Source organism: Alteromonas sp. C1M14 (assembly GCF_018860965.1).
Classification (GTDB): Bacteria; Pseudomonadota; Gammaproteobacteria; order Enterobacterales; family Alteromonadaceae; genus Alteromonas.
The window spans coordinates 94,715-114,627 of the sequence record NZ_JAHKQF010000002.1; the positions used below are offsets into that span (position 1 = coordinate 94,715).

22 protein-coding genes are annotated in these 19,913 nt (G+C 44.9%); 9 read left to right on the forward strand and 13 right to left on the reverse strand.

The genetic code is table 11. The features are described 5' to 3' along the window. Window positions 1–23: 23 nt before the first annotated feature. Entirely contained in the window at window positions 24–1,007 is a 984-nt protein-coding gene (cmoB, locus tag KO501_RS00920; protein WP_216027769.1) for a tRNA 5-methoxyuridine(34)/uridine 5-oxyacetic acid(34) synthase CmoB, read from the reverse strand. 6 nt (window positions 1,008–1,013) lie between these two features. Further along, the gene (cmoA, locus tag KO501_RS00925) at window positions 1,014–1,754 is read right to left on the reverse strand and encodes a carboxy-S-adenosyl-L-methionine synthase CmoA (protein WP_216027770.1); all 741 of its coding nucleotides are present in this window, start codon (window positions 1,752–1,754) and stop codon (window positions 1,014–1,016) included. 182 nt (window positions 1,755–1,936) lie between these two features. Here cmoA and KO501_RS00930 point away from each other — a divergent pair, with 182 nt between their 5' ends. Further along, window positions 1,937–2,572, forward strand: coding sequence for a response regulator transcription factor (locus tag KO501_RS00930; protein ID WP_216027771.1), 636 nt, complete (start codon window positions 1,937–1,939; stop codon window positions 2,570–2,572). A gap of 79 nt (window positions 2,573–2,651) precedes the next feature. Here the strand turns inward: KO501_RS00930 and fadE are convergent, their stop codons facing one another. The 4 genes from fadE to purM all read right to left on the reverse strand — a co-directional run bounded on the left by fadE (window position 2,652) and on the right by purM (window position 7,657). Further along, window positions 2,652–5,084 (reverse strand): acyl-CoA dehydrogenase FadE, encoded by a 2,433-nt coding sequence (fadE, locus tag KO501_RS00935; RefSeq protein ID WP_216027772.1) that lies wholly within the window; start codon window positions 5,082–5,084, stop codon window positions 2,652–2,654. A 179-nt stretch (window positions 5,085–5,263) separates the two neighbouring features. Then, window positions 5,264–6,010, reverse strand: a complete 747-nt coding sequence (locus tag KO501_RS00940) for a DUF3108 domain-containing protein (protein ID WP_216027773.1) — start codon at window positions 6,008–6,010, stop codon at window positions 5,264–5,266. Further along, window positions 5,970–6,620, reverse strand: coding sequence for a phosphoribosylglycinamide formyltransferase (purN, locus tag KO501_RS00945; RefSeq protein ID WP_216027774.1), 651 nt, complete (start codon window positions 6,618–6,620; stop codon window positions 5,970–5,972). Before purN ends, KO501_RS00940 begins: the two co-directional genes overlap by 41 nt. Continuing rightward, the gene (purM, locus tag KO501_RS00950) at window positions 6,620–7,657 is read right to left on the reverse strand and encodes a phosphoribosylformylglycinamidine cyclo-ligase (RefSeq protein ID WP_216027775.1); all 1,038 of its coding nucleotides are present in this window, start codon (window positions 7,655–7,657) and stop codon (window positions 6,620–6,622) included. Before purM ends, purN begins: the two co-directional genes overlap by 1 nt. A gap of 206 nt (window positions 7,658–7,863) precedes the next feature. Between purM and KO501_RS00955 the strand changes: the two genes are divergently transcribed. Together KO501_RS00955 and hda are read left to right on the forward strand one after the other, a co-directional pair. Then, a complete protein-coding gene (locus KO501_RS00955; RefSeq protein WP_216027776.1) occupies window positions 7,864–9,132 on the forward strand; it encodes a DUF2066 domain-containing protein in 1,269 nt (422 codons plus the stop codon). A gap of 6 nt (window positions 9,133–9,138) precedes the next feature. Then, window positions 9,139–9,912 carry a DnaA regulatory inactivator Hda gene (gene hda, locus KO501_RS00960; protein ID WP_216027777.1) on the forward strand — a complete coding sequence of 258 codons (774 nt, stop codon included), beginning with the start codon at window positions 9,139–9,141 and terminating at the stop codon, window positions 9,910–9,912. Window positions 9,913–9,932: 20 nt separating this feature from the next. Here hda and KO501_RS00965 read toward each other — a convergent pair whose 3' ends face one another. From KO501_RS00965 to arsC, 3 genes are read right to left on the reverse strand one after another with little or no spacing between them, the layout of a single operon-like run. Next, a complete protein-coding gene (locus tag KO501_RS00965) occupies window positions 9,933–10,361 on the reverse strand; it encodes a DUF2069 domain-containing protein (protein WP_216028172.1) in 429 nt (142 codons plus the stop codon). An 11-nt stretch (window positions 10,362–10,372) separates the two neighbouring features. Continuing rightward, window positions 10,373–10,960, reverse strand: a complete 588-nt coding sequence (gene wrbA / locus KO501_RS00970; protein WP_216027778.1) for an NAD(P)H:quinone oxidoreductase — start codon at window positions 10,958–10,960, stop codon at window positions 10,373–10,375. Continuing rightward, window positions 10,954–11,313 (reverse strand): arsenate reductase (glutaredoxin), encoded by a 360-nt coding sequence (gene arsC, locus KO501_RS00975; protein WP_216027779.1) that lies wholly within the window; start codon window positions 11,311–11,313, stop codon window positions 10,954–10,956. The genes wrbA and arsC overlap by 7 nt, the downstream gene beginning before the upstream one ends. Before the next feature lie 68 nt (window positions 11,314–11,381). Between arsC and KO501_RS00980 the strand changes: the two genes are divergently transcribed. Beyond that, window positions 11,382–11,882 (forward strand): TlpA disulfide reductase family protein, encoded by a 501-nt coding sequence (locus KO501_RS00980; RefSeq protein ID WP_216027780.1) that lies wholly within the window; start codon window positions 11,382–11,384, stop codon window positions 11,880–11,882. 30 nt (window positions 11,883–11,912) lie between these two features. On the opposite strand, the gene KO501_RS00985 is transcribed toward KO501_RS00980, so the two are convergent. Continuing rightward, window positions 11,913–13,376 (reverse strand): M48 family metalloprotease, encoded by a 1,464-nt coding sequence (locus KO501_RS00985; RefSeq protein ID WP_216027781.1) that lies wholly within the window; start codon window positions 13,374–13,376, stop codon window positions 11,913–11,915. A gap of 266 nt (window positions 13,377–13,642) precedes the next feature. Here KO501_RS00985 and KO501_RS00990 point away from each other — a divergent pair, with 266 nt between their 5' ends. Then, window positions 13,643–14,731: an AI-2E family transporter gene (locus KO501_RS00990; protein WP_252728050.1), complete on the forward strand. Its 1,089-nt coding sequence runs from the start codon at window positions 13,643–13,645 to the stop codon at window positions 14,729–14,731. 44 nt (window positions 14,732–14,775) lie between these two features. Here the strand turns inward: KO501_RS00990 and bcp are convergent, their stop codons facing one another. Together bcp and KO501_RS01000 are read right to left on the reverse strand one after the other, a co-directional pair. After that, complete coding sequence (bcp, locus tag KO501_RS00995) at window positions 14,776–15,240, reverse strand: thioredoxin-dependent thiol peroxidase (RefSeq protein ID WP_216027782.1); 465 nt, start codon at window positions 15,238–15,240, stop codon at window positions 14,776–14,778. After that, window positions 15,237–15,776 (reverse strand): ACT domain-containing protein, encoded by a 540-nt coding sequence (locus KO501_RS01000; protein WP_216027783.1) that lies wholly within the window; start codon window positions 15,774–15,776, stop codon window positions 15,237–15,239. Before KO501_RS01000 ends, bcp begins: the two co-directional genes overlap by 4 nt. Window positions 15,777–15,939: 163 nt before the next feature. Here KO501_RS01000 and dapA point away from each other — a divergent pair, with 163 nt between their 5' ends. The 4 genes from dapA (at window position 15,940) to KO501_RS01020 (ending at window position 19,639) form a co-directional block, all read left to right on the forward strand. Further along, entirely contained in the window at window positions 15,940–16,824 is an 885-nt protein-coding gene (gene dapA / locus KO501_RS01005) for a 4-hydroxy-tetrahydrodipicolinate synthase (RefSeq protein WP_216027784.1), read from the forward strand. Between the two features lie 11 nt (window positions 16,825–16,835). Further along, window positions 16,836–17,957, forward strand: a complete 1,122-nt coding sequence (gene bamC, locus KO501_RS01010; RefSeq protein ID WP_216027785.1) for an outer membrane protein assembly factor BamC — start codon at window positions 16,836–16,838, stop codon at window positions 17,955–17,957. Between the two features lie 18 nt (window positions 17,958–17,975). Next, window positions 17,976–18,689: a phosphoribosylaminoimidazolesuccinocarboxamide synthase gene (gene purC, locus KO501_RS01015; protein ID WP_216028174.1), complete on the forward strand. Its 714-nt coding sequence runs from the start codon at window positions 17,976–17,978 to the stop codon at window positions 18,687–18,689. A gap of 110 nt (window positions 18,690–18,799) precedes the next feature. Continuing rightward, the gene (locus KO501_RS01020) at window positions 18,800–19,639 is read left to right on the forward strand and encodes a DMT family transporter (protein WP_216027786.1); all 840 of its coding nucleotides are present in this window, start codon (window positions 18,800–18,802) and stop codon (window positions 19,637–19,639) included. Here the strand turns inward: KO501_RS01020 and yfaE are convergent. Then, window positions 19,636–19,908, reverse strand: a complete 273-nt coding sequence (gene yfaE, locus KO501_RS01025; protein WP_216027787.1) for a class I ribonucleotide reductase maintenance protein YfaE — start codon at window positions 19,906–19,908, stop codon at window positions 19,636–19,638. The genes KO501_RS01020 and yfaE overlap by 4 nt on opposite strands. Between the last annotated feature and the right edge of the window lie 5 nt (window positions 19,909–19,913).

A 19,913-nucleotide genomic window follows, 5' to 3' on the forward strand; every position in this document is an offset into this window, starting at 1 on the left:
CGGTTACGACGTAAGGAAATAGCTTACTTTTTTGTCGCAACAATGACGGCGCGTTGTGGTGCAGGGTAGCCCTCTATAGTTAAAGTGGGGTCGTTTGGATCAAGAAAATCCTGTAATGATTGCGAGGTCATCCACGAGGTAGTACGCTGCTCGTCAATGGTGGTGACACTAATATCTGCCACATGAATATTGATGAAACCAAGGCGACCAAGCCAAACGGTGAGGGCTGCCACACTGGGCAAGAACCACACGTTGCGCATTTGTGCATAACGCTCTCCAGCCATTAATACTGTGCGTTCATCGCCATCAACCACTAAGGTTTCTAACACCAATTCGCCACCTTTACGCAATTGATTCTTTAACTGTTGTAAAAATAGCATAGGATCTTTGCGATGATAGAGCACACCCATTGAAAAAACCGTATCAAATTCATTGCTCTGGGGCATATGCTCAATGCCAAGAGGAAGGAAATGTATTCGCGGATCCGGGTGAAAGTGTTTAATTGCCTGAAATTGAATAAGAAACAATTGTGAAGGGTCAATGCCGAACACGCCGGCAGGGTCGTGGGCAAGCATACGCCACATATGGTATCCACTGCCGCAACCGACGTCCAAAACTTGTCTGTTTTTTAAATCACTAATATGGGGGAGCACCCGATCCCACTTCCAGTCGGAACGCCACTCGGTATCAATATGGATACCATAGAGCCAGAATGGGCCTTTTCGCCATGGCGCAAATTGCTTTAATAAGCCCTCTAGTTGTTTACGTTGGTACTCGGTAAGATCGGTTTCTACACCCACTTGAACTTTATCAGTGAGTGATATAACCGAGGGTTGGACGTGAGGCAATTTTGCTAAAAGGCGACACCATTTAGCCAATTCGCCATGTTGTCCTTGTTGGCGCCAGTGTGCTAATTGCACAGGCAAGGTCTCTATCCATGAGGACAAAGGGCTGCCAATGATTTGGCGGTAACAGTCGTTAAACCACTGTTCGATTACGTCGGGCATGGGGGGTTACCTATTTGGGTCTTTGATGGCCACCATTGAACAGAAGTTATAGCATTTAAACCACATTACCACATCGCTAAAGCCCACGCGTTTTAGTCGGGCCTGGTGGGTGGCAAAAGTGTCGGTAAGCATGACGTTTTCTAACGCTGCCCGTTTTTGACTGACTTCAAGTTCACTGTAGCCGTTGTTTCGTTTAAATTGGTGATGTAAATCGACCAATAAGTGGTTGCCTTGTTCGCTAGGATGTTGAATTTTTTCTGATAACACTAAGATCCCACCGGGATTGAGCCCATCAAAAATTCGTCCTAATAGTGTCTCTCGCTGTTCAGGGGCAATAAATTGCAGGGTGAAATTCATAATGACCATAGACGCATTTTCAATCTTGGTGTCCATCGCCGATTCACAGCGCAGTGCAATGGGGTTGGGCAAATGAAAACTGGCTGTTATCCGCTCACAACGTTCAAGCATGGCTGCGGAATTATCAACGCCAATGATGTTACATTGGGTATGCTGACTGTTTCTTGCTGCCGCTAGGCTTGCGGCGCCTAAAGAACAACCTAAGTCAAAGACATTGCTGTGCGGGGTAATATGGGTTTTGGCGAGTTCACCGATGGTATGCAGTATGGTTTGATATCCAGGAACTGAACGTTGAATCATATCGGGAAAGACATCGGCAACATGTTCATCAAAGCTAAAATCGCTTACTGTATTCATTGGTGAAGCGAAAAGGTTATCGGGCTTTTGCACGGTTAATACCCACTGACATTTTACGAAAGGACGGCAATTTTACTGAAAAGTACATGTTTTTACACACCTACGTCAGAAATTTTGTAATAATACTTGCACTTTATGCTTTGTATCTTGATGTCATTAGTCTAAAGTATAAAATGATTTAAAACAGATTAACTTTTAGTTTGAGCGAAAACAGTATGACTCGTATTTTAGTTGCAGATGATCATCCACTGTTCAGGGAAGCGCTTAGCGCCGCTCTTGAGCCACATTTTAAGGACGCCGAGATTCTTGAGGCTGACAGTTTAGAATCTACATTGAAGGTGCTAGGTGAGACCGATCAAATTGATTTACTGTTATTAGACCTCAACATGCCTGGTGGTGAATATTTTAATGGCTTAATTTCGGTTAAAGATGCTTACCCATCGCTGCCAGTTGCCGTTATCTCAGCCAATGAATCCATTGAAGTGATTGCCCAGGTTATCGGGCTAGGTGCTGAAGGCTTTATTCCAAAATCCACGGCTACCTCGCAAATAGCGCAGGCCATTGTCACGGTAAAAGACGGTGGTACATGGGTTCCCGAATCCATGAAAGACGATCTGGAAAATGTGGATGAGGAAATGACCCTGTTACTCAAACGCTTTAGAGAACTCACCCCAAAACAGATTCAGGTGTTGAGCTATTTACGAGCGGGGCTAATGAACAAACAAATAGCACACGAAATGAACGTCACTGAAGCAACAATAAAAGCGCATATTAGTGCCATTTTGCGTAAGCTGGAAATCAATACTCGCACCCAAGCCGTATTGTTAATGGATAAACTCCAATTTAGTTAATCCGTATGGTGGTTGTTCATCTTGTAAGCGCATAAAAAAAGCCGTCATTGTTGACGGCTTTTTTTGTTAGGTGGTTAAGTTAGTTTAGCGTGTTTACCTTGGCCACTAACTCGTCATTGTCAAAGTCGTCTACATTAATGGTACGTAAACGGCCAGCTTCGGTTTCTTTGAGCAATGCGGCTTCTTCTTCACTGATCCACGCTTGTGCTAAGGCTTCATCCGCTAGCAGATCTAACTGTGTGAAAGAGAGCTTAGCGGCTTTTTTCTCACAGATCCTATCGAAAATAGGTTCGGCAGCGATGACGTTTTCTAACGTCTGCTCTAAGTCACCAAACAGGTTACCTTCTTCCCGCGTGAGATATTGGCCATCGCCGAGTCGAGTGCGCGGCAGGCTAGGGGTTTGCAATAGGTGCGCCACGGTATGTTCGAGAACATCATCGGGCTTTTTACAACGACGTCCGAATGGCAGCACCAGTAGACGCAATGCAAAGCCCATGGCTTTGTTGGGGAAGTTGGATAAGAAGTTATCTAATGCTTCCTCAATATCAAATAAGGTATTTTGCATCGCCCAATGCATCAGCGGCGCATCTTCTTGCAGACGACCTTCTTCGTCAAAGCGTTTTAGTGTGGCGCTGGCAAGAAACAAACCGCTTAATATATCGCCTAAGCGGGCTGAAAGCCGTTCTTTGCGTTTTAGTTCACCACCTAACATACCCATGGAAATATCGGTTAAAAATGCCAAGTTAGCACTGTAGCCTTGAAGCAATTGATAGTAGCGAGCTGTTTCATCATTAAATGGCGTACGATGGAAAAGACCACCGGTCAATGAAAACCAAGCACTACGCACTTTGTTAGCAATGGCAAAACCAATATGGCCAAATACAGCGTTATCAAAGGCGTAAAGTTGCTCGTCTTTATCCTCAAGGGCCGCTGCCTGTATTTCAGCAAGCACGTAAGGGTGACAGCGCATAGCGCCTTGGCCAAAAATCATCATGTTTCGAGTAAGGATATTCGCCCCTTCTACCGTAATGGAAATGGGGGCGCCTTGATAACCACGGCCTAAATAGTTATTTGGCCCAAGCATAATGCCCTTACCGCCGTGGATATCCATGGCGTCGTTGACTACTTGGCGCATTTTTTCGGTTAGATGGTATTTACTGATGGCCGATATAACCGATGGTTTTTCTCCTAAATCGACGCCGACGGTAGAAAAGCGGGTAACCGCATCCATTTGGTAGGCATTACCACCAATGCGGGCAAGCATCTCTTCCACCCCTTCCATTTTACCCACAGGAATACGAAACTGTCGGCGTATTCTGGCATATGCGCCTGTTGCTAGCGCAATAGATTTTGCGCCACCTGCTCCAGTGGAAGGTAGTGTAATGCAGCGACCCACGGACAAGCATTCCATTAACATGCGCCAACCTTTACCCGCCATGCTTGGCCCGCCGATGATGAAATCTAAAGGTACAAACATGTTTTCAGCTTGGATAGGCCCATTTTGAAACGGTGTATTGAGCGGAAAGTGGCGGCGACCAATTTTCATGCCGTCAATATCTCGAGGAATAAGGGCGCAGGTAATGCCAAGTTGTTCTGTGTCACCCAGCAAACCGTCTGGATCGTGCAATTTGAAGGCTAAACCTATTACCGTTGCTACCGGTGCTAGGGTAATGTATCGCTTGTTGAACGTTAAGCGCATACCTAGTACTTCTTCGCCTTCCCATTGTCCTTTGCATACAACGCCAGTATCAGGGATGGCACCAGCGTCTGAACCCGCTTCTGGCCCTGTAAGTGCAAAACAGGGAATTTCTTCACCTTGGGCTAAACGGGGAAGATAGTAATTTTGTTGTTCTTCGGTGCCGTAATGCTGTAGCAATTCGCCTGGCCCTAAGGAATTAGGCACGCCAACGGTACTGGATAATACTGCAGAACAACCGGCTAATTTTTGCAACACCCGAGATTGGGCGTAAGCGGAAAATTCTAACCCGCCATAACGCTTCTTAATGATCATGGCAAAAAATTTGTGCTCTTTTAGGTACGCCCAAATTTCAGGTGATAGATCGGCATCTTTATGATTAATTTGCCATTCATCTACCATTGCACATACACGATCAACCGGTCCGTCTAAAAACGCCTGTTCTTCAGCGGTTAATCGGCCTTTGGGTATGGCGTGAAGTTTTTCCCAATCCGGCTTGCCGGTAAATAGTTCTCCATCCCACCAAACGGTACCTGCATCAATGGCTTCTTGTTCTGTAACTGACATTTCAGGGCTGACTTTTTTATAGAATCGCAGCAGGTGGGTGGTGATGTATTTACGTCGTAATTTGCCGTTTGCCAGGGGAATGGCCACAATAAGAAAGAGACACCAGCTAAGAAGGCCTATTTCACCAAATAAAGTACCAAGTACCATAACGCCGGCTAGCAATGACACGGTACTTGTTAGACTCATACGTTTATATGCGGCTACACAAGCAGCAACAACGAAAATGAGGAACCAGGCTAATTCACCCATACATCACTCCTGAACAGTATTAAAATATTTAAGGTAGACCTATTGAGGTCAGACCAGAATAAGTTTAACGCTAAATGCTCGTTAACAAAAGGTCAATAAACCAATTACTGGAATTTACATTAATTACAACCTGTGTCTTGGCCTGAAAACACCAAGTACCACAGGTTGAAAGGATAGAATTATAAGGTAACGTAGGAAGAAAGCTGTATATCACCTTGTTCAGAATCGTCTTTAAATTGTTGTAGACGAACCAAGGTATATGACAAAGAAGGGGCAAACCAAGCGTAGGTTTGGCGGGTGTTATTGTCTCTAATCAGTTTAACCTTAATGGCATCAACGTTGCCGTAGGGTAAGGCTAGGTTTTCTTTACCCACAATTTCAATCCCGTAGTGTTTAAACTCGCCACGATAGTTAACAAAGTTGTAAGCTAACTTAGTTTCACCGTTTGCAAGTCGATGGGCAAGGTCGAGTCTGTACAGTTGATTATCTGTTTCACCATTCCATGGCAGATCGGCGGCGTCGGCCACCTCAATTCGTTTTTCAGGTTCGCTTACAAACTTTAATTCAAGTTGTTTATCTGGGCCTGTTCCCGTGCGCTTATAATAGTAAGTGTCAGGTACGATGGCCCCGTTTTTTACATGGAAGATAGAATGTTCGAAGCGTTCGTCAGAAAGAAAGAATTTAGACACTTCAGAGGAATAGGTGAGGGAATACTGAGACACAGAAAGGGGCTCTAATCGAATTTTTACCGTTCCCACATCATCATCCCATTTAAATGCGGTATACGTTGCTTCGAAGGGTGTAAGAAGCAACGAATCATCGACATTTTGTGCTGCGGTTTGCCCTGAGAGCAAAATAAGAACAGCAAATACAAGGTGTTGCAATTTACTCGTTCGCATAACCTTGGGGCGGTAGAATTTTATCATCTAGAACTGCCTTATTTTCTTTCATAGATAGACGTCCCGCCGTAAACCATTTTAGTACAAGAGGATAAATACGACGTTCTTGCTCCTGCACGCGGGAAGCGAGATCATCCGCATTGTCATCTTCAAATACCGGTACACGACTTTGAATAATAACAGGGCCACCGTCTAATTCGGGAGTGACGAAATGTACGCTGACACCGTGTTCTTTGTCGCCATTATCGATGGCACGTTGATGGGTATGTAACCCTTTGTACTTTGGCAACAAAGATGGGTGAATGTTCAATAATTTACCCAAATAATGTTGAACAAATTCAGGCGTTAATATACGCATAAAGCCGGCAAGTACCACACCATCCGGCTGATAACTATCAATGAGCTTGAGCAATTCGTTGTCGTACTGTTCGCGGGTAGGGTAGGCTTTATGATCGAGGCAGACAGCTTCGATATTAGCCTCCTGAGCCCGCGTTAAGCCATACGCGCCGGGGCGATTGGCGATAACGGCGACAATCTCAGCATCTAATTGACCTGCCTCTATGCTGTCTATCATGGCTTGCAGGTTTGAGCCATTGCCTGATATGAGTACGCACAGGCGACGTCTGCTGTTTACCATTATACGATTTCTACCTGCTCGCCATTACCACGTTCTTCTATGTGTCCTAGCACCCAAGCGTTTTCACCTTGTTGTTGTAAGGTGGTCAAGGTGGCGTCTACGTCTTGTTCATCTACCACTAAGATGAGGCCTACACCGCAGTTAAACGTCCGATACATTTCGTGTTTTTCTACGTTGCCGTTTTCTTGTAGCCAATTAAATACAACGGGCCATTGCCAGCTTTTCTCGTCAACCACGACCTTGGCATCGTCAGGCAGTACACGGGGAATGTTTTCCCAAAAACCACCGCCGGTGATATGTGAAATGGCAGCGACTTTTACGTTTTCTAGCAAGGCGAGAACGGATTTGACGTAAATGCGAGTAGGGGCAAGTAAATGATCAATAAGAGGTTTACCGTCTAAATCCGAATTCACATCTGCGTTACTGACTTCTAGGATTTTTCTGACTAAAGAGTAACCGTTTGAATGTGGGCCGGATGAACCTAGGGCAATGATTTTTTGTCCAGGTTTGACACCAGAGCCATCGATAACTTCACTGGCTTCCACTACACCAACACAAAATCCAGCAATATCGTAATCACCATCGTGGTACATGCCCGGCATTTCAGCTGTTTCACCACCAATGAGTGCACAGCCAGCTAATTCACAACCTGCACCTATACCAGTGACGACATCTGCGGCTACATCGACGTCAAGTTTGCCAGTGGCATAGTAGTCTAAAAAGAACAACGGCTCTGCGCCCTGTACAATCAAATCGTTTACGCACATAGCAACAAGGTCAATGCCCACAGAGTCGTGGCGATTGGCATCCATGGCCACACGCAATTTGGTGCCCACGCCGTCAGTACCAGAAACAAGCAACGGTTTTTTGTACTTAGTCGGCAATTCACACAATGCGCCAAATCCGCCGAGTCCGCCTTTTACCTCGGGACGCGTGGTTTTTTTCGTTACCGACTTGATTCGTTCAACAAGTTGATTACCAGCATCGATATCGACGCCCGCGTCTTTGTAACTCAGAGATTGATTATTTTCGCTCACAATTTGGCCCTGGTGCAGTGTATGGAAAAACGCGGATTCTACCAGTAACTTCAATGAAGTCCAACGTGGAATCAACCCATTGCGCTATTTGGTGTTCATAACAAAGCAAAGTTTTCTACAAATGTAGATGCAAAATATTATCAGATAACAGACAATAGCAAACAATAAGATAGGTTTTTGATTTGTCGGAGTCTTGTCACATCTTCATGGGTTTTTCTAATCTTTTCGGTATATCGCGGGTGTTGGTGCTTGGTTTGTTGCTCATGGGGTCGGTGAGTATCAGTCAGGCAGGAACAGTGGTTTCTGTCAGTCAGGGCAGGGTAGAGGTTCAAGATCAATCTCAAAAAACCCAACGTTCTGCTGCTCAACAAGCTTTAAAACAGGTCATGATTAAACTGTCCGGCCAGCGTGAAATTGTCACCAATGCTGTGGTGAAAAGTGCGATCCGTAATCCGCAACAATATATGCGTTCTTATCGTTTCGAGTATGACAACAGCACATTGTATTATATCGCGGAGTTTGATTTCCAAGCACTCTCTGCAATGATTCAACAAGAGGCCTTACCTTTATGGGGGCAACGTAGACCGGATACGGTGATGTGGTTGGCCATCGAAGATGAAAACGGCGATAAAGCCATTCTTGATGACGGCAGTTCTTCTGAGATAGCGGCGCAACTTAGAGCCTTGTCACAGGAACGTGCAGTGCCCCTTGTGTTTCCTTTAATGGACTTTACCGACTCCACGTCGATTTCTATTTACGATGTATGGGGGCGCTTTGCCCAGAACTTGTCTGCCGCTTCCCAGCGCTATACCCCTGATTACATTGTCGGCGCACGGTTATTTGCGGTCAAAGATTCCGCTGTTCCTGAGCTAAATAATGAACAACAAACTCAGCAGCAAGCGGCGAATATGCGTTTTGAAAAACACCGTCCGGCATTGGCCAACCAAGGTGTTGAAGGTCTCAGTGAGTTTTTAGTGGATGATCTTGTAGAAGAAACCCATTCACCGGCGTTCTCAGAGGACGAATTTGAGCAAATGTCCAACCAAAAACGTGGGGCCTATGAATTAGACTGGGTGGTGATTTCTCAAGGCAACATAGAATTTGGGACCTTATACGGGGATGATCAGTTGTCCTTGGCGAGTTTGTTTTTTGAAGAATATGCCGATTTTCTGGGGCAGCATTTTGCCATTGTGCCATCAGATAAAGATCAAGCCACCACGGACATTGTTATTTCAGTGGCTAACCTTGATTCTCTGAAAAAATACGTTCATGTAGAAAAATATTTGGCTGACATGAGTATGGTTCGCGCCGTGACTCTGGTTAAACAGGAAGGCTCGGTGGCAAGTTTTTCTTTGGCATTATTAGCCGATACGCAGGATTTTTATAATCTTGTCGCCCTTGATGCGAGGTTAAAACCGGTTGTCGATAGAACAGGTCAACCGGTAGAAGGCTTTAATTTCTACTGGAATGAGTAAGGCAACATGCAGCTACCTTTGCCCGTAACATTGCCCACTGATGAAACTTTTGACAGTTTTATTTATGGCGATAATGGGGCAGTGGTCAATTTACTTATTAGCTTATCCGAGCAAGGGGCCCAATGGCGAAACGCCACGGCGTTAAGTGCGCTAAGTAAAAGTCGGTTGCCCGGCGTTGCCATCACCGGCGGTGCGGGACGGGGAAAAAGTCATCTGCTGTATGCGTTTTGTCACCAATTAGCGAATAAAAATATTCGTCATATCTACTTGAATATGGAGAACATACCGGCGTGGTCTCCTGCGATCCTCGATGGCTTAGAATGTTTGCCTTTTATTTGTCTTGATAACATTCATGTTATCGCTGGGCATCGGGAGTGGGAAGAAGCGGTTTTTCACTTTATTAATCGCATCGTCGATAATCAAGGGGCGATGCTGCTGTGGACGTCACAATTCGGTGCACACCATCCAGCATTTTTACTGCCTGATTTACGCTCACGATTAAGTTGGGGCATGACGTTTCAGCTTCATCCTCTTGATGAAAACGCCAAAACACAGGTGTTAAAAAATCGTGCCGCACAGCGAGGGTTAAAGTTCTCAGAGCAGGCAATTCAGTTTTTGCTTCACCACAGTGATCGGGATCTCCCTGCATTATTATCGTTACTTGACCGGTTAGACACCCGTTCATTACAAGAGCAAAAAAAGCTCTCGGTGGGTATGGTCAAACGGGAACTCGGTTTTGACGTACCTAAAACCGCGGGGGTTGACGAGCCCAAAAGCTAGCTTTTTGCAACGATAGCGAGCTAGTTATTCTCTTCTTTCCCTTCAAAAGCCGCTTTTTCTTCTGCCATGACTTGCTTGAGCTTTTTCAATCCCAGCCCCAGTTCGCGGCCACGAAGACGGGCATAAACACAACAACCGGTAAACATGGTGGTGCAAAGTAGCAGTTCGATAATGGCATATACCCGCTCTGCAGGGACGGCATAAGCTACGGTAAACCCGTGGATAACGTAAAACAGGATGACAAAGTTTGCCCAAGCATGGGTATAGGGTTTTCCTGCCACCAGTCCTCGTAAGGGCAGCACCAAGGGTAAGATATACACCAAAGCAACAAAAAGCGTAGAGTATATGCGCGCTTCGACGAGTACAAACTGCCACACGGTGATCCAACCAAGCAACAATAAGTAACTGATAAGGGCAACCCAGCGATATAGTCGGGTTTTGGGCATCATGGGGGTCATAATTACCTGCTGTTTAATTGTTTGGTTAAGCGGGCCAGACGGCTTCCTTGAGCTTGTGCCAGTGTGAGTTCATCTTTGGTTAATACCGATGGTGAATGACCGGCGACATGGGTGGCACCGTAAGGCGAGCCTCCGGATGTGGTGTCGTGTAAAGCCGGCTCTGAGTAAGGTAAACCGCACAATATCATGCCATGGTGAATAAGCGGTATCATCATGGTCAAGAGTGTTGTTTCTTGTCCTCCATGCTGGCTACTACTGGATGTGAACACACATCCAGGCTTGTCGATAAGGGCACCTTTAAGCCACCCTTGACTTGTGCTGTCAATAAAATGCTTTAAAGGTGCGGCCATATTACCAAACCGCGTGGGGCTACCGAGAGCTAGGGCCGCACATTCGGTGAGATCGTTATGGGTAACGTAGGGGGCACCTTCTTGGGGTACAGCTGCCTGAGTCGATAAATACTCTGGGATCGGTGGAACGGTGCGTATTACCGCTTCAAGCCCCTCTTTTTCAATACCTTTGGCAATATTCATCGCCAGGGATTTTGTGCTTCCATGACGAGAGTAGTAAAGCACCAAAACCTTTAACATGTTATCAATTCCAAAACCGCTTCAGGCGGACGGCCTATACGAGCCTGCTCGCCCACAATGACCACCGGGCGCTCTATTAACTTTGGCACCGACACCATGGCGTCAAGTAAGTCGTTTTCACTTGTTTGTGCGTTGTGTAAGCCTAATTGTTTATATTCGGGCTCTTTTGTTCGCATCATGTCACGGTAAGAGTTTACCCCTAATTGTTTGGCTATTTGTGCAATTTGTTGCCCATCTAACGGCTGTTTGAGGTATTCGATGATTGTCGGTGAGATGCCTTTTTCTTGTAACAATGCCAAAGTCTGACGGCTTTTTGAACATCTGGGGTTATGAAGTAATGTGATAGTTTTCATTGTCACCATTCTGTTTGTAGTATAGTTCAACTGTCTTCAATTCTAACAAGGAAGAGGCCCAATTACCTATGACTAAACAGAAAAATAAACAGGGTAGGTTAGCCCATCGATTTGGTTGGTTCTTGTTCGCTGTGCTGTCAGTTGGGGCAGGGGTGTTGAGTTATACCTTGCTTAAGCCCGATGCTTATACCCTGCAAGGCAACAAGGTCAATTGGCGTAATGATCACCAGCAATGGCGCATTATCAATTTTTTTGCACCTTGGTGTGCACCTTGTTTAAGAGAAATTCCCGCGTTAAACAAACTGGCGACGCAGTTAGACGACAAGGTAAAAATATATGGTGTAAGTTTTGACCCTAAAACCCCTGGCGAACTCAACACACTAGTTAATACATTGAATATACACTTTGATGTGATTGTGGTGAATGACGACACCAAATTCCCAATGCCCTATCCAGCATATTTGCCTGCCACTTACTTGATTTCGCCACAAGGCGAAGTTAAAGCCAGTTTATATGGAGAGCAAGGCGAAAAAAGTATTGAACAGGCGCTTGCCAAACACGGGATCTAAGCCTGTTTGCTCGTCGTATCTGCTTTAAAGTTAAAGGCGTTTTAAGCGGTCTTCTTCTTCTCTTAATTGACGTATTCGTGCGCGGATCCGTTGTTTTTCTAAATAATTGTCTTCTGTAAAATTATACGCAAATTGCAACTCGTCGATGGCACGTTGATAGACGCCGTTTAATACCAGTACTTCCGCCTTGCTTTGATGCATACCCTTAAAATTCTGACTGTTTTTGTAGGCGTCAGTGAGTAATTGATAGGCTAATTCATATTGTGGATGCACTAATAAAAAGTCTTTTAATATGCTGATAGCTTCATCATTTCTGTCTGCATAAATAAGGGCGTTTGCCTGATTAAGGGCAAGCACCTGATTTCGTGGTGTATGAGCTAAAAGCGGCGTAATGCGGTCTATTGCTTGATCATACTGACCTGTGGCAATGGAGATATCCGTCGCAGCATCCACGTAGAAAAGGTTTTCTGGCGCCTTGGCGAGCAACTGATTGATGATATTTTGCGCTTGGGACAGTTTTTCATTTCTAAAATAAGCCAGCGCTAAACCGTACAGGGCTGCGTCTTTCAGTGCATAATTTTTTTTCTCTACAGCGGCTTTGAAATAGTCCAAACTGTACTTTTTGTTTAGGGTATATCGAGCCATTACGCGGGCTCTGGCAAGTTGGAATGATAAACTAGGTTTAAGATTGACCGTTGGAAAATCGGCAATGCGCGCCCGTGCTTCAGCCACACGATTTTCGGTTAATGGGTGAGTCAGCAGTATTTCAGGTGGCTGAGATACCATACGATATTGTTCAGCCAATGTTGAAAAGAAACTCGCGGCCCCTCTAGGATCAAACCCTGCTCGGGCGAGAATAGAGATACCAATGCGGTCGGCTTCTTGTTCGTTGGAACGGGTGTAATCGATTTGCATTTGAGCAGAGGTGGCTTGGCCTGCTGAAATGGCCGCCATGCCCGCTTGTGGGTCTGCCATGGCCAATAAAACCCCGCCAATAATACTTGCAAGGGCGATAGGGGCTGCACGTTGTTGCGCTTGCATGGAACGGGCTAGGTGACGCTGGGTAACGTGGGAAATCTCATGGGCCAGCACCGAAGCCAGTTCGCTTTCTGTTTTTGCGTTATGAATTAAGCCTGTATGTACACCAATGTGGCCACCAAAAAATGCAAAGGCATTAATTGCGTTGTTATTGACCCAAAAAAATTGAAATGGAAATTTGGCATTATCGGCTTGTACCACTAGCCGGTTACCTAAATCTTGTAGATACTCATCAAGCACAGGATCTCTGACAAGAGGGGCTTGACCGCGCATTTGGCGCATGACCGCATCACCAATAAGCATTTCTTTATCTAACGATAAGGTGTCTGAAGCCACCACGCCGATTTCGGGCAGGGCGTTTTTGTCGCTAAAGCTGCTTTCTTGTGCGATAGCAGAAAAGCTCATCGCGAGCAGGAGCAAACCAAGTTTTAAACTAATACGCGCTATATATCTCATGAAGCCTTACATGTTCGAGTACAACCAATGCGTTGACACTTAGAGTAGTAATCTATTGCTAAGTTTCATTTTTATGTCGTGCCAATGAATCATTGTGCCGCACATTTCAGTAGGATAATACTATGCTTCAGTCATAATACAAAGAATGTCGCATAAAGGTGTAAAATTCTGTTTGTTGGTATGTATTATAAGCGGCAATACAATTGGTTATATGAGATGATTTCACCTATGATGCCTAACTTTCACGAGCACACAAAGCAGAAAATATGAGTTTATTCAATGTATTCGGTCGATGGTATCGCCGAAAATTTTCTGATCCTGACGCAGCAATGCTGCTTATTCTTATCCTATTGACCGCAGCGGTACTGGTTTTTTGGGGTGGCCTTATCATGCCTGTTATGGTGGCGGCTGTGATCGCCTACCTTTTGGACTGGCCAGTCAATCGTTTAGTCAATATCGGGGTAGGGCGCACATTTGCCTGCAGTATTGTGATGTTGGTGTTCACCGCAATCACCATACTCTTGTTGGTAGGTTTGTTACCTACGGTAAGCCGGCAAAGTGTTAATCTGATTCAAGAAACGCCCTTGATATGGCAAAACGCGCAAGATTGGATATTGCGGTTACCTGATAAATACCCTGATTACGTTCAGGTATATCAAATTCAACAAATGATGGAAGGGTTAAACGATCATCTTGTGGAAATTGGGCAACATCTAATCTCTGCTTCATTTAGTTCAATTGGTAACGTAGCGGCCATATTAGTGTATATGATCTTAGTGCCGTTAATGGTCTTTTTTATGTTAAAAGACAAACACTTCTTTTTAGATAATATCTCGTTTTTATTACCTCAAGAACGCCGTTTAATTACCCAGGTTGGCCATGAGATGAATACCCAGATCGCCAACTATATACGCGGTAAGGTGATCGAAATTATCATCGTGGGGGCGGTCTCTTGTATCACCTTTGTGTTGATGGATTTACGCTATGCCATCTTGTTAGGGGTATTAGTGGGATTATCGGTGTTAATTCCGTACATCGGTGCTGCTGTGGTCACCATTCCGGTGGCGGTAGTTGCTCTGTTCCAATGGGGAGTATCTCCTGAATTTTGGTATCTGATGGTGGCCTACGGCATCATTCAAGCGTTAGATGGCAATTTACTCGTGCCGCTTTTATTTTCTGAAGCGGTAAGCTTGCATCCACTTTATATTATTATTGCGGTGTTGTTTTTCGGTGGCTTGTGGGGCTTTTGGGGCGTGTTCTTTGCCATTCCGCTGGCAACCTTAGTGAAGGCCGTTATCACCGCTTGGTCTGGTAGCCCGGGTGATATTTATACCGATGAGATGAATACCAAATAACGGGTAAACCCAGCCCTTATTTATCGGGCTGGGGTCATCTAATGCTAGCTATTTAGGTAATCTAACACCACTTGATGATGCTCTTTGGTTTTGAATTTATCAAAAACTTTAGCAATCACGCCGTTTTCATCAACAAGAAAACTAATGCGGTGAATTCCGTCGTATTCCCGGCCCATAAATTTCTTAAGCCCCCAAACGCCAAAAGCCTCGGCAACGCTATGGTCCTCATCGGATAACAGGGTGAAATTTAACTGCTCTTTTTCAATAAATTTGGGTAACCGTTTTACCGGATCAGGACTCACACCTAAAACAGTGACATTATGTTCAGCTAGAGCGTCTTTATGATCCCGCAGTTGTTGTGCCTGAACGGTACAACCTGGCGTCATGGCTTTAGGGTAAAAATACATAAGCACCTTTTTGCCCTTGAAATCGGCCAAGGCTAGGTTGTTATTGTTTTCATCTGGAAGTGAAAAGGCTGGGGCTTTACCTCCCGCGGCTAGGGTATTCATAAATCTCCTTTATGTTTGTCTGTTACCTTTCCGGTAAGCTGCAACGAGGTGAATAACTGGTCAAGTGATGCTTTCATTTCTTCGACATTAACATCATCGGGAACAGAGACCACAAACTTACTGCTTACCATCGGTTGTCTGAGTTCGGCGTCTGCAAAAGTACTTTGTCTAAAAGCACTAATAGAGATTTGCCGCTCGGCAAAGAAGGTGGTGACAGTTTGCAAAAGTCCTGGGTTATCGGCACCTTGAAATTCCACATCGTACAAATGATCTAAATTTTGTTTTTCATGATGACTCGTACGTTTAATCATAGCCAGCAAGCCTAATTGCTGACATTTAGGCGGAATGGTAAGTTCCGCTCTTGTCACCGCTTGGTGGCTGCCTTCGATGATCATGGTTAAAGAAAATTCACGACCATAAATAGCTTGTCGGCTATCAAGGATATTACACTGGGCTTCTGATACTGCACCGGCGATTTCACTTAGGATACCTTTTTGGTCAGTACCTAAAATATTGACGATCAATTGATGTCTCATGGCTGTCTGGTCTTGGAAAACACAGACGAATGGTATCACGAAGCTTTTTTTTTTGGCCACTGTTAGTCTCGGACAATGCAAATATTCACAAAAAGCATGGCGCGATGCTTGTTTTTGCTTGTTTACCTCATTAACATGTGCGCTCACAAAAGCAGGAGAGATTATGTTTAAAGGCAGTTACGTCGCACTTGTTACACCGATGAAAGCGTCTGGTGAGATTGATTACTCTGCACTGGAGAAGTTGGTGGCGTTTCATATCGACCAAGGTACACATGGTATTGTTGCCGTGGGGACCACCGGTGAGTCAGCAACACTGCCTTTTGAAGAACATATTCAAGTTGTGAAACAGACGGTGGCATTTGCCAACGGTAAAATCCCTGTGATTGCCGGTAGTGGTGCCAATGCTACCGATGAAGCCATTTTTCTGAGTAAACAGATGGCCGGTTTGGGGATCGACGGTTTTTTAAGCGTTGTGCCTTATTACAATAAACCTCAGCAACGAGGGATGGTTGCCCATTTTAATGCGGTAGCCGATGCCACCGATTTGCCGGTTTTACTGTACAATGTACCGGGTCGCACCGTGGCCGATATGTTGCCAGAGACCGTTGCGCAATTAGCCTCACACAGCAATATCGTCGGTTTAAAAGATGCCACCGGTGATCTTCAACGCCTCAAAGAGACGCAAGCCGTGGTCCCTTCTGACTTTGTCTTGCTTAGTGGTGATGATGGCAGCAGTGCTGAATTTCTCTGTGCTGGAGGGGATGGTGTTATCTCGGTAACGGCGAACGTTGTTCCTAACGCAATTTCTCGTATGTGTGTGGCGGCTTTTGACGGTAATTTTGAACAATGTCGTCAAATAAATTCATCCATTGCGACCCTTCATGACGGCATGTTTATTGAGCCAAACCCGGTAATGCCGAAGTGGGCTTTGTATAAAATGGGCCTGATGGAAAGCGCAGAATTACGATTACCTATGGTTTTACCGGAACTTGCGAGCCAAAAACAACTCGAAGAACTATTAGAAAAACACGCATTGATTTCTGGTTAATAAGGAACCTTATGAAAAACATACTGGCTTTGTTCAGTGGTCTTACCATTTTGACCCTGGCAGGTTGTTCTAGCCAACAGGATTATAAAACGGCTTCAGGCAATTATGATTACCTAGAAGCAAGTGAGCAGGCATCACTGAAAGTGCCAGGTGAACTAGATAAACCTGACTTTTCCCAAGAATTTTCATTACCTCAGGTTGACGAAAACGTAGAAGATGAACCGGTAGGGAAATCCCTGTCTGTGCAGTCTCCAGCATTGGTTTTACCTTTGGTAAGCGGCTCTCATATAGAAGAAGGCAAAAAGGACGCCACGGTTTGGTTTGACCAAGTGGATGACAGCCAACCTCTTGCTACGACGATTTGGAATAACATTCGCAATTATTTGGATGAAAATAATATTGGCGTAGCTTCCTTCGATGAAGCTAACAACCGGTTAGTGACCGAATGGGTCGCCGAGAAGCAGGAAGACGAATCTAGCTGGTATACCTCTTGGTATAAATGGGCAGAAGAAGATAAAATAGAAATTGCTAGACGCTTTGTGTTCACCCTAGATGTAAAACCTCATGGGCGTACGGCTGCATTGCATGCGCAATTACAAGATTACAAAACTATCGTCAATGGTGACAGCACTGTTACTGAGGTTGATGATATTACAGAACGCCGAGAAGAGGTTGAAATCCTCAACGAGGTTATTGCCTATTATGACTATCAATTAAAACTGCATCAAACCAAACGTATTGCGCAAATCAGACGTGGTTTAAATATCGAATTAGGTTTTGATGATCAAGGTGAGCCAGCTTATGTGGTTGACGCTCAGTATGATATCGCTTGGCCACGTTTGCTACTGGTACTGCGTAAACTAGGCTTTGATGTGAAAGACCTTGATAAGTCGACTGGATTGTTGTTTGTGAATTACAATGGCGGTGACGACGGTTGGTGGAATAATTTCTTTAGCAGCGATGATGAGTTGTTAGAAGAAGGTAACTACCGATTAAAGGTCGCGGCAGCGGGTAGTAATCGAACCACGATCACATTTATGAATGATGAAAGTGAACCCTTTGAACCTAAACAGGTAGCTGATATGTATGACCAATTTTCTCAGGTCATGTCTGAAGATAACCTGGATATCTAATTTTTCTTGAGAGTAATGATGGAAAAGCGCGAAGAACTTTATCGTGGTAAGGCTAAAACAGTTTATTTGACTGATGATGCTGACAAATTGATTCTTGAATTTAGAAATGACACGTCAGCTTTTGATGGCGAAAAAATTGAACAGTTGGATCGCAAAGGCGAGGTAAACAACAAGTTTAATCATTTCATCATGAACAAACTGGAAGAGGCCGGGATTGCCACCCAGGTAGAGTCGTTACTTTCAGATAACGATTCGCTAGTGAAAAAGCTGGATATGATCCCAGTCGAATGTGTTGTACGTAATATTGCAGCGGGTTCACTGGTACGTCGTTTAGGTGTTGAAGAAGGTTTAACGCTAGATCCGCCATTGTTCGAGTTCTTTTTGAAAAACGATGCCTTACACGACCCTATGGTCAATGATCATCATATCGTGTGTTTTGGATGGGCCACCGAAGCTCAAATTGCAGAAATGAAGCGTCTTACCTTTGCAGTAAATACTGTGCTTAAAGCGATGTTTGATGAAGCCGGCATGCTGTTGGTTGATTATAAACTGGAGTTTGGCCTCGATAAGCAAGGCAATATTGTTTTAGGCGATGAGTTTACACCTGATGGTTGTCGTTTATGGGATAAAGAAACCCGCAAGAAAATGGACAAAGACCGCTTCCGCCAAGGGCTTGGCTCTGTGGTTGAAACCTACATTGAAGTGGCAGACCGATTAGGTTTGAAACTGTAAAGAATGAAAAAAGCACCTCAGGGTGCTTTTTTTTCGTCTTTCGTTTAGTATTTTGAAATTAATCGATGCTTCGTAAGGTCATGTACCGTAGAGATTTCTTAGGAGTTGGCATGGCCATATCGACGACACTTTATATTGTATTTGCAATGATCGCCTTTGCGGCAAACTCATTGTTATGCCGAATGGCGTTGGCTGAAGGCCTTATCGACCCCACATCATTTACCTTTATTCGTTTAGCCAGCGGTGCCTTTACTCTCAGTATTTTGCTACTTGTTAGAAAGAAGAACGTATTAAGCGCTGGTTCTTGGTCGGGCGCGATAGCGTTATTTATCTACGCTGCCGGATTTTCCTATGCCTACGTAAGTATGAGTACCGGCACCGGGGCACTGTTATTGTTTGGCGCAGTGCAACTAACGATGTTGCTGTGGGGGTTCTACAAAGGTGAGACCTTTACCTTGGTACAATGCAGCGGTTTTATTGTTGCCCTTGGCGGGTTAGTTATTTTGCTTCTGCCCGGCTTGTCGTCGCCACCGTTGCTTGCGGCGTCAATAATGATTTTGGCCGGTATTGGCTGGGGCGCCTATTCTATTATGGGGAAGGGAGTATCTTCGCCGCTTGCTATGACCGGTGGTAACTTTGTGAAAGCCACTCCCATCGCGGCTATTTTGTTTTTATTGATGGTCGATGATACACAGATTGGAGTGAATGGGGCGCTGTTAGCCTTGGCCTCTGGGGCAATGGCATCAGGATTAGGCTATGCACTTTGGTATCATGTACTGCCGCTTTTAAAATCCACCAATGCCGCCACTATACAGTTATCTGTACCGGTTATTGCAACCGTCATGGGCTGGCTATTTTTAGGTGAGCAAATTAGTACCCGTATACTTCTTGCCAGTGTGGCCATCTTAGGTGGTATTGTGTTGGTGCTGAGAAAGAAACGAGCCGTTTAACGGGGAATATTAATTTTTATATCCGTGGTGGGGTAGCAGCAGCAGGGTAAAATTTCGTCATCATCAATAAAGGCGAGAGGATCGGTGGTGTATTCCACTGTTCCTGATACCAAGTTGGTTCGACAAGCACCACAAAACCCATCTCGACAATGGTAGTGACAATCGATGCCAGACGCTTCTAGAGACTCCAGCAGTGTTTTGTCAACGTGAGAATCAATACACGCCACATTGATAATATCAATGCGGCGTGTTTTATCGTTTTTGCCCATTCGGC

Coding starts and splice junctions, on each gene's coding strand:
- arsC (WP_216027779.1), bottom strand. CDS start 11,313: ATGAAAACTATCACATTACTTCATAACCCCAGATGTTCAAAAAGCCGT.
- KO501_RS00980 (WP_216027780.1), top strand. CDS start 11,382: ATGACTAAACAGAAAAATAAACAGGGTAGGTTAGCCCATCGATTTGGT.
- KO501_RS00940 (WP_216027773.1), bottom strand. CDS start 6,010: ATGATAAAATTCTACCGCCCCAAGGTTATGCGAACGAGTAAATTGCAA.
- KO501_RS00990 (WP_252728050.1), top strand. CDS start 13,643: ATGAGTTTATTCAATGTATTCGGTCGATGGTATCGCCGAAAATTTTCT.
- dapA (WP_216027784.1), top strand. CDS start 15,940: ATGTTTAAAGGCAGTTACGTCGCACTTGTTACACCGATGAAAGCGTCT.
- purC (WP_216028174.1), top strand. CDS start 17,976: ATGGAAAAGCGCGAAGAACTTTATCGTGGTAAGGCTAAAACAGTTTAT.
- fadE (WP_216027772.1), bottom strand. CDS start 5,084: ATGGGTGAATTAGCCTGGTTCCTCATTTTCGTTGTTGCTGCTTGTGTA.
- KO501_RS01020 (WP_216027786.1), top strand. CDS start 18,800: ATGGCCATATCGACGACACTTTATATTGTATTTGCAATGATCGCCTTT.
- KO501_RS00965 (WP_216028172.1), bottom strand. CDS start 10,361: ATGATGCCCAAAACCCGACTATATCGCTGGGTTGCCCTTATCAGTTAC.
- KO501_RS01000 (WP_216027783.1), bottom strand. CDS start 15,776: ATGAGACATCAATTGATCGTCAATATTTTAGGTACTGACCAAAAAGGT.
- bcp (WP_216027782.1), bottom strand. CDS start 15,240: ATGAATACCCTAGCCGCGGGAGGTAAAGCCCCAGCCTTTTCACTTCCA.
- purN (WP_216027774.1), bottom strand. CDS start 6,620: ATGGTAAACAGCAGACGTCGCCTGTGCGTACTCATATCAGGCAATGGC.
- yfaE (WP_216027787.1), bottom strand. CDS start 19,908: ATGGGCAAAAACGATAAAACACGCCGCATTGATATTATCAATGTGGCG.
- bamC (WP_216027785.1), top strand. CDS start 16,836: ATGAAAAACATACTGGCTTTGTTCAGTGGTCTTACCATTTTGACCCTG.
- KO501_RS00930 (WP_216027771.1), top strand. CDS start 1,937: ATGACTCGTATTTTAGTTGCAGATGATCATCCACTGTTCAGGGAAGCG.
- hda (WP_216027777.1), top strand. CDS start 9,139: ATGCAGCTACCTTTGCCCGTAACATTGCCCACTGATGAAACTTTTGAC.
- KO501_RS00985 (WP_216027781.1), bottom strand. CDS start 13,376: ATGAGATATATAGCGCGTATTAGTTTAAAACTTGGTTTGCTCCTGCTC.
- KO501_RS00955 (WP_216027776.1), top strand. CDS start 7,864: ATGGGTTTTTCTAATCTTTTCGGTATATCGCGGGTGTTGGTGCTTGGT.
- wrbA (WP_216027778.1), bottom strand. CDS start 10,960: ATGTTAAAGGTTTTGGTGCTTTACTACTCTCGTCATGGAAGCACAAAA.
- cmoB (WP_216027769.1), bottom strand. CDS start 1,007: ATGCCCGACGTAATCGAACAGTGGTTTAACGACTGTTACCGCCAAATC.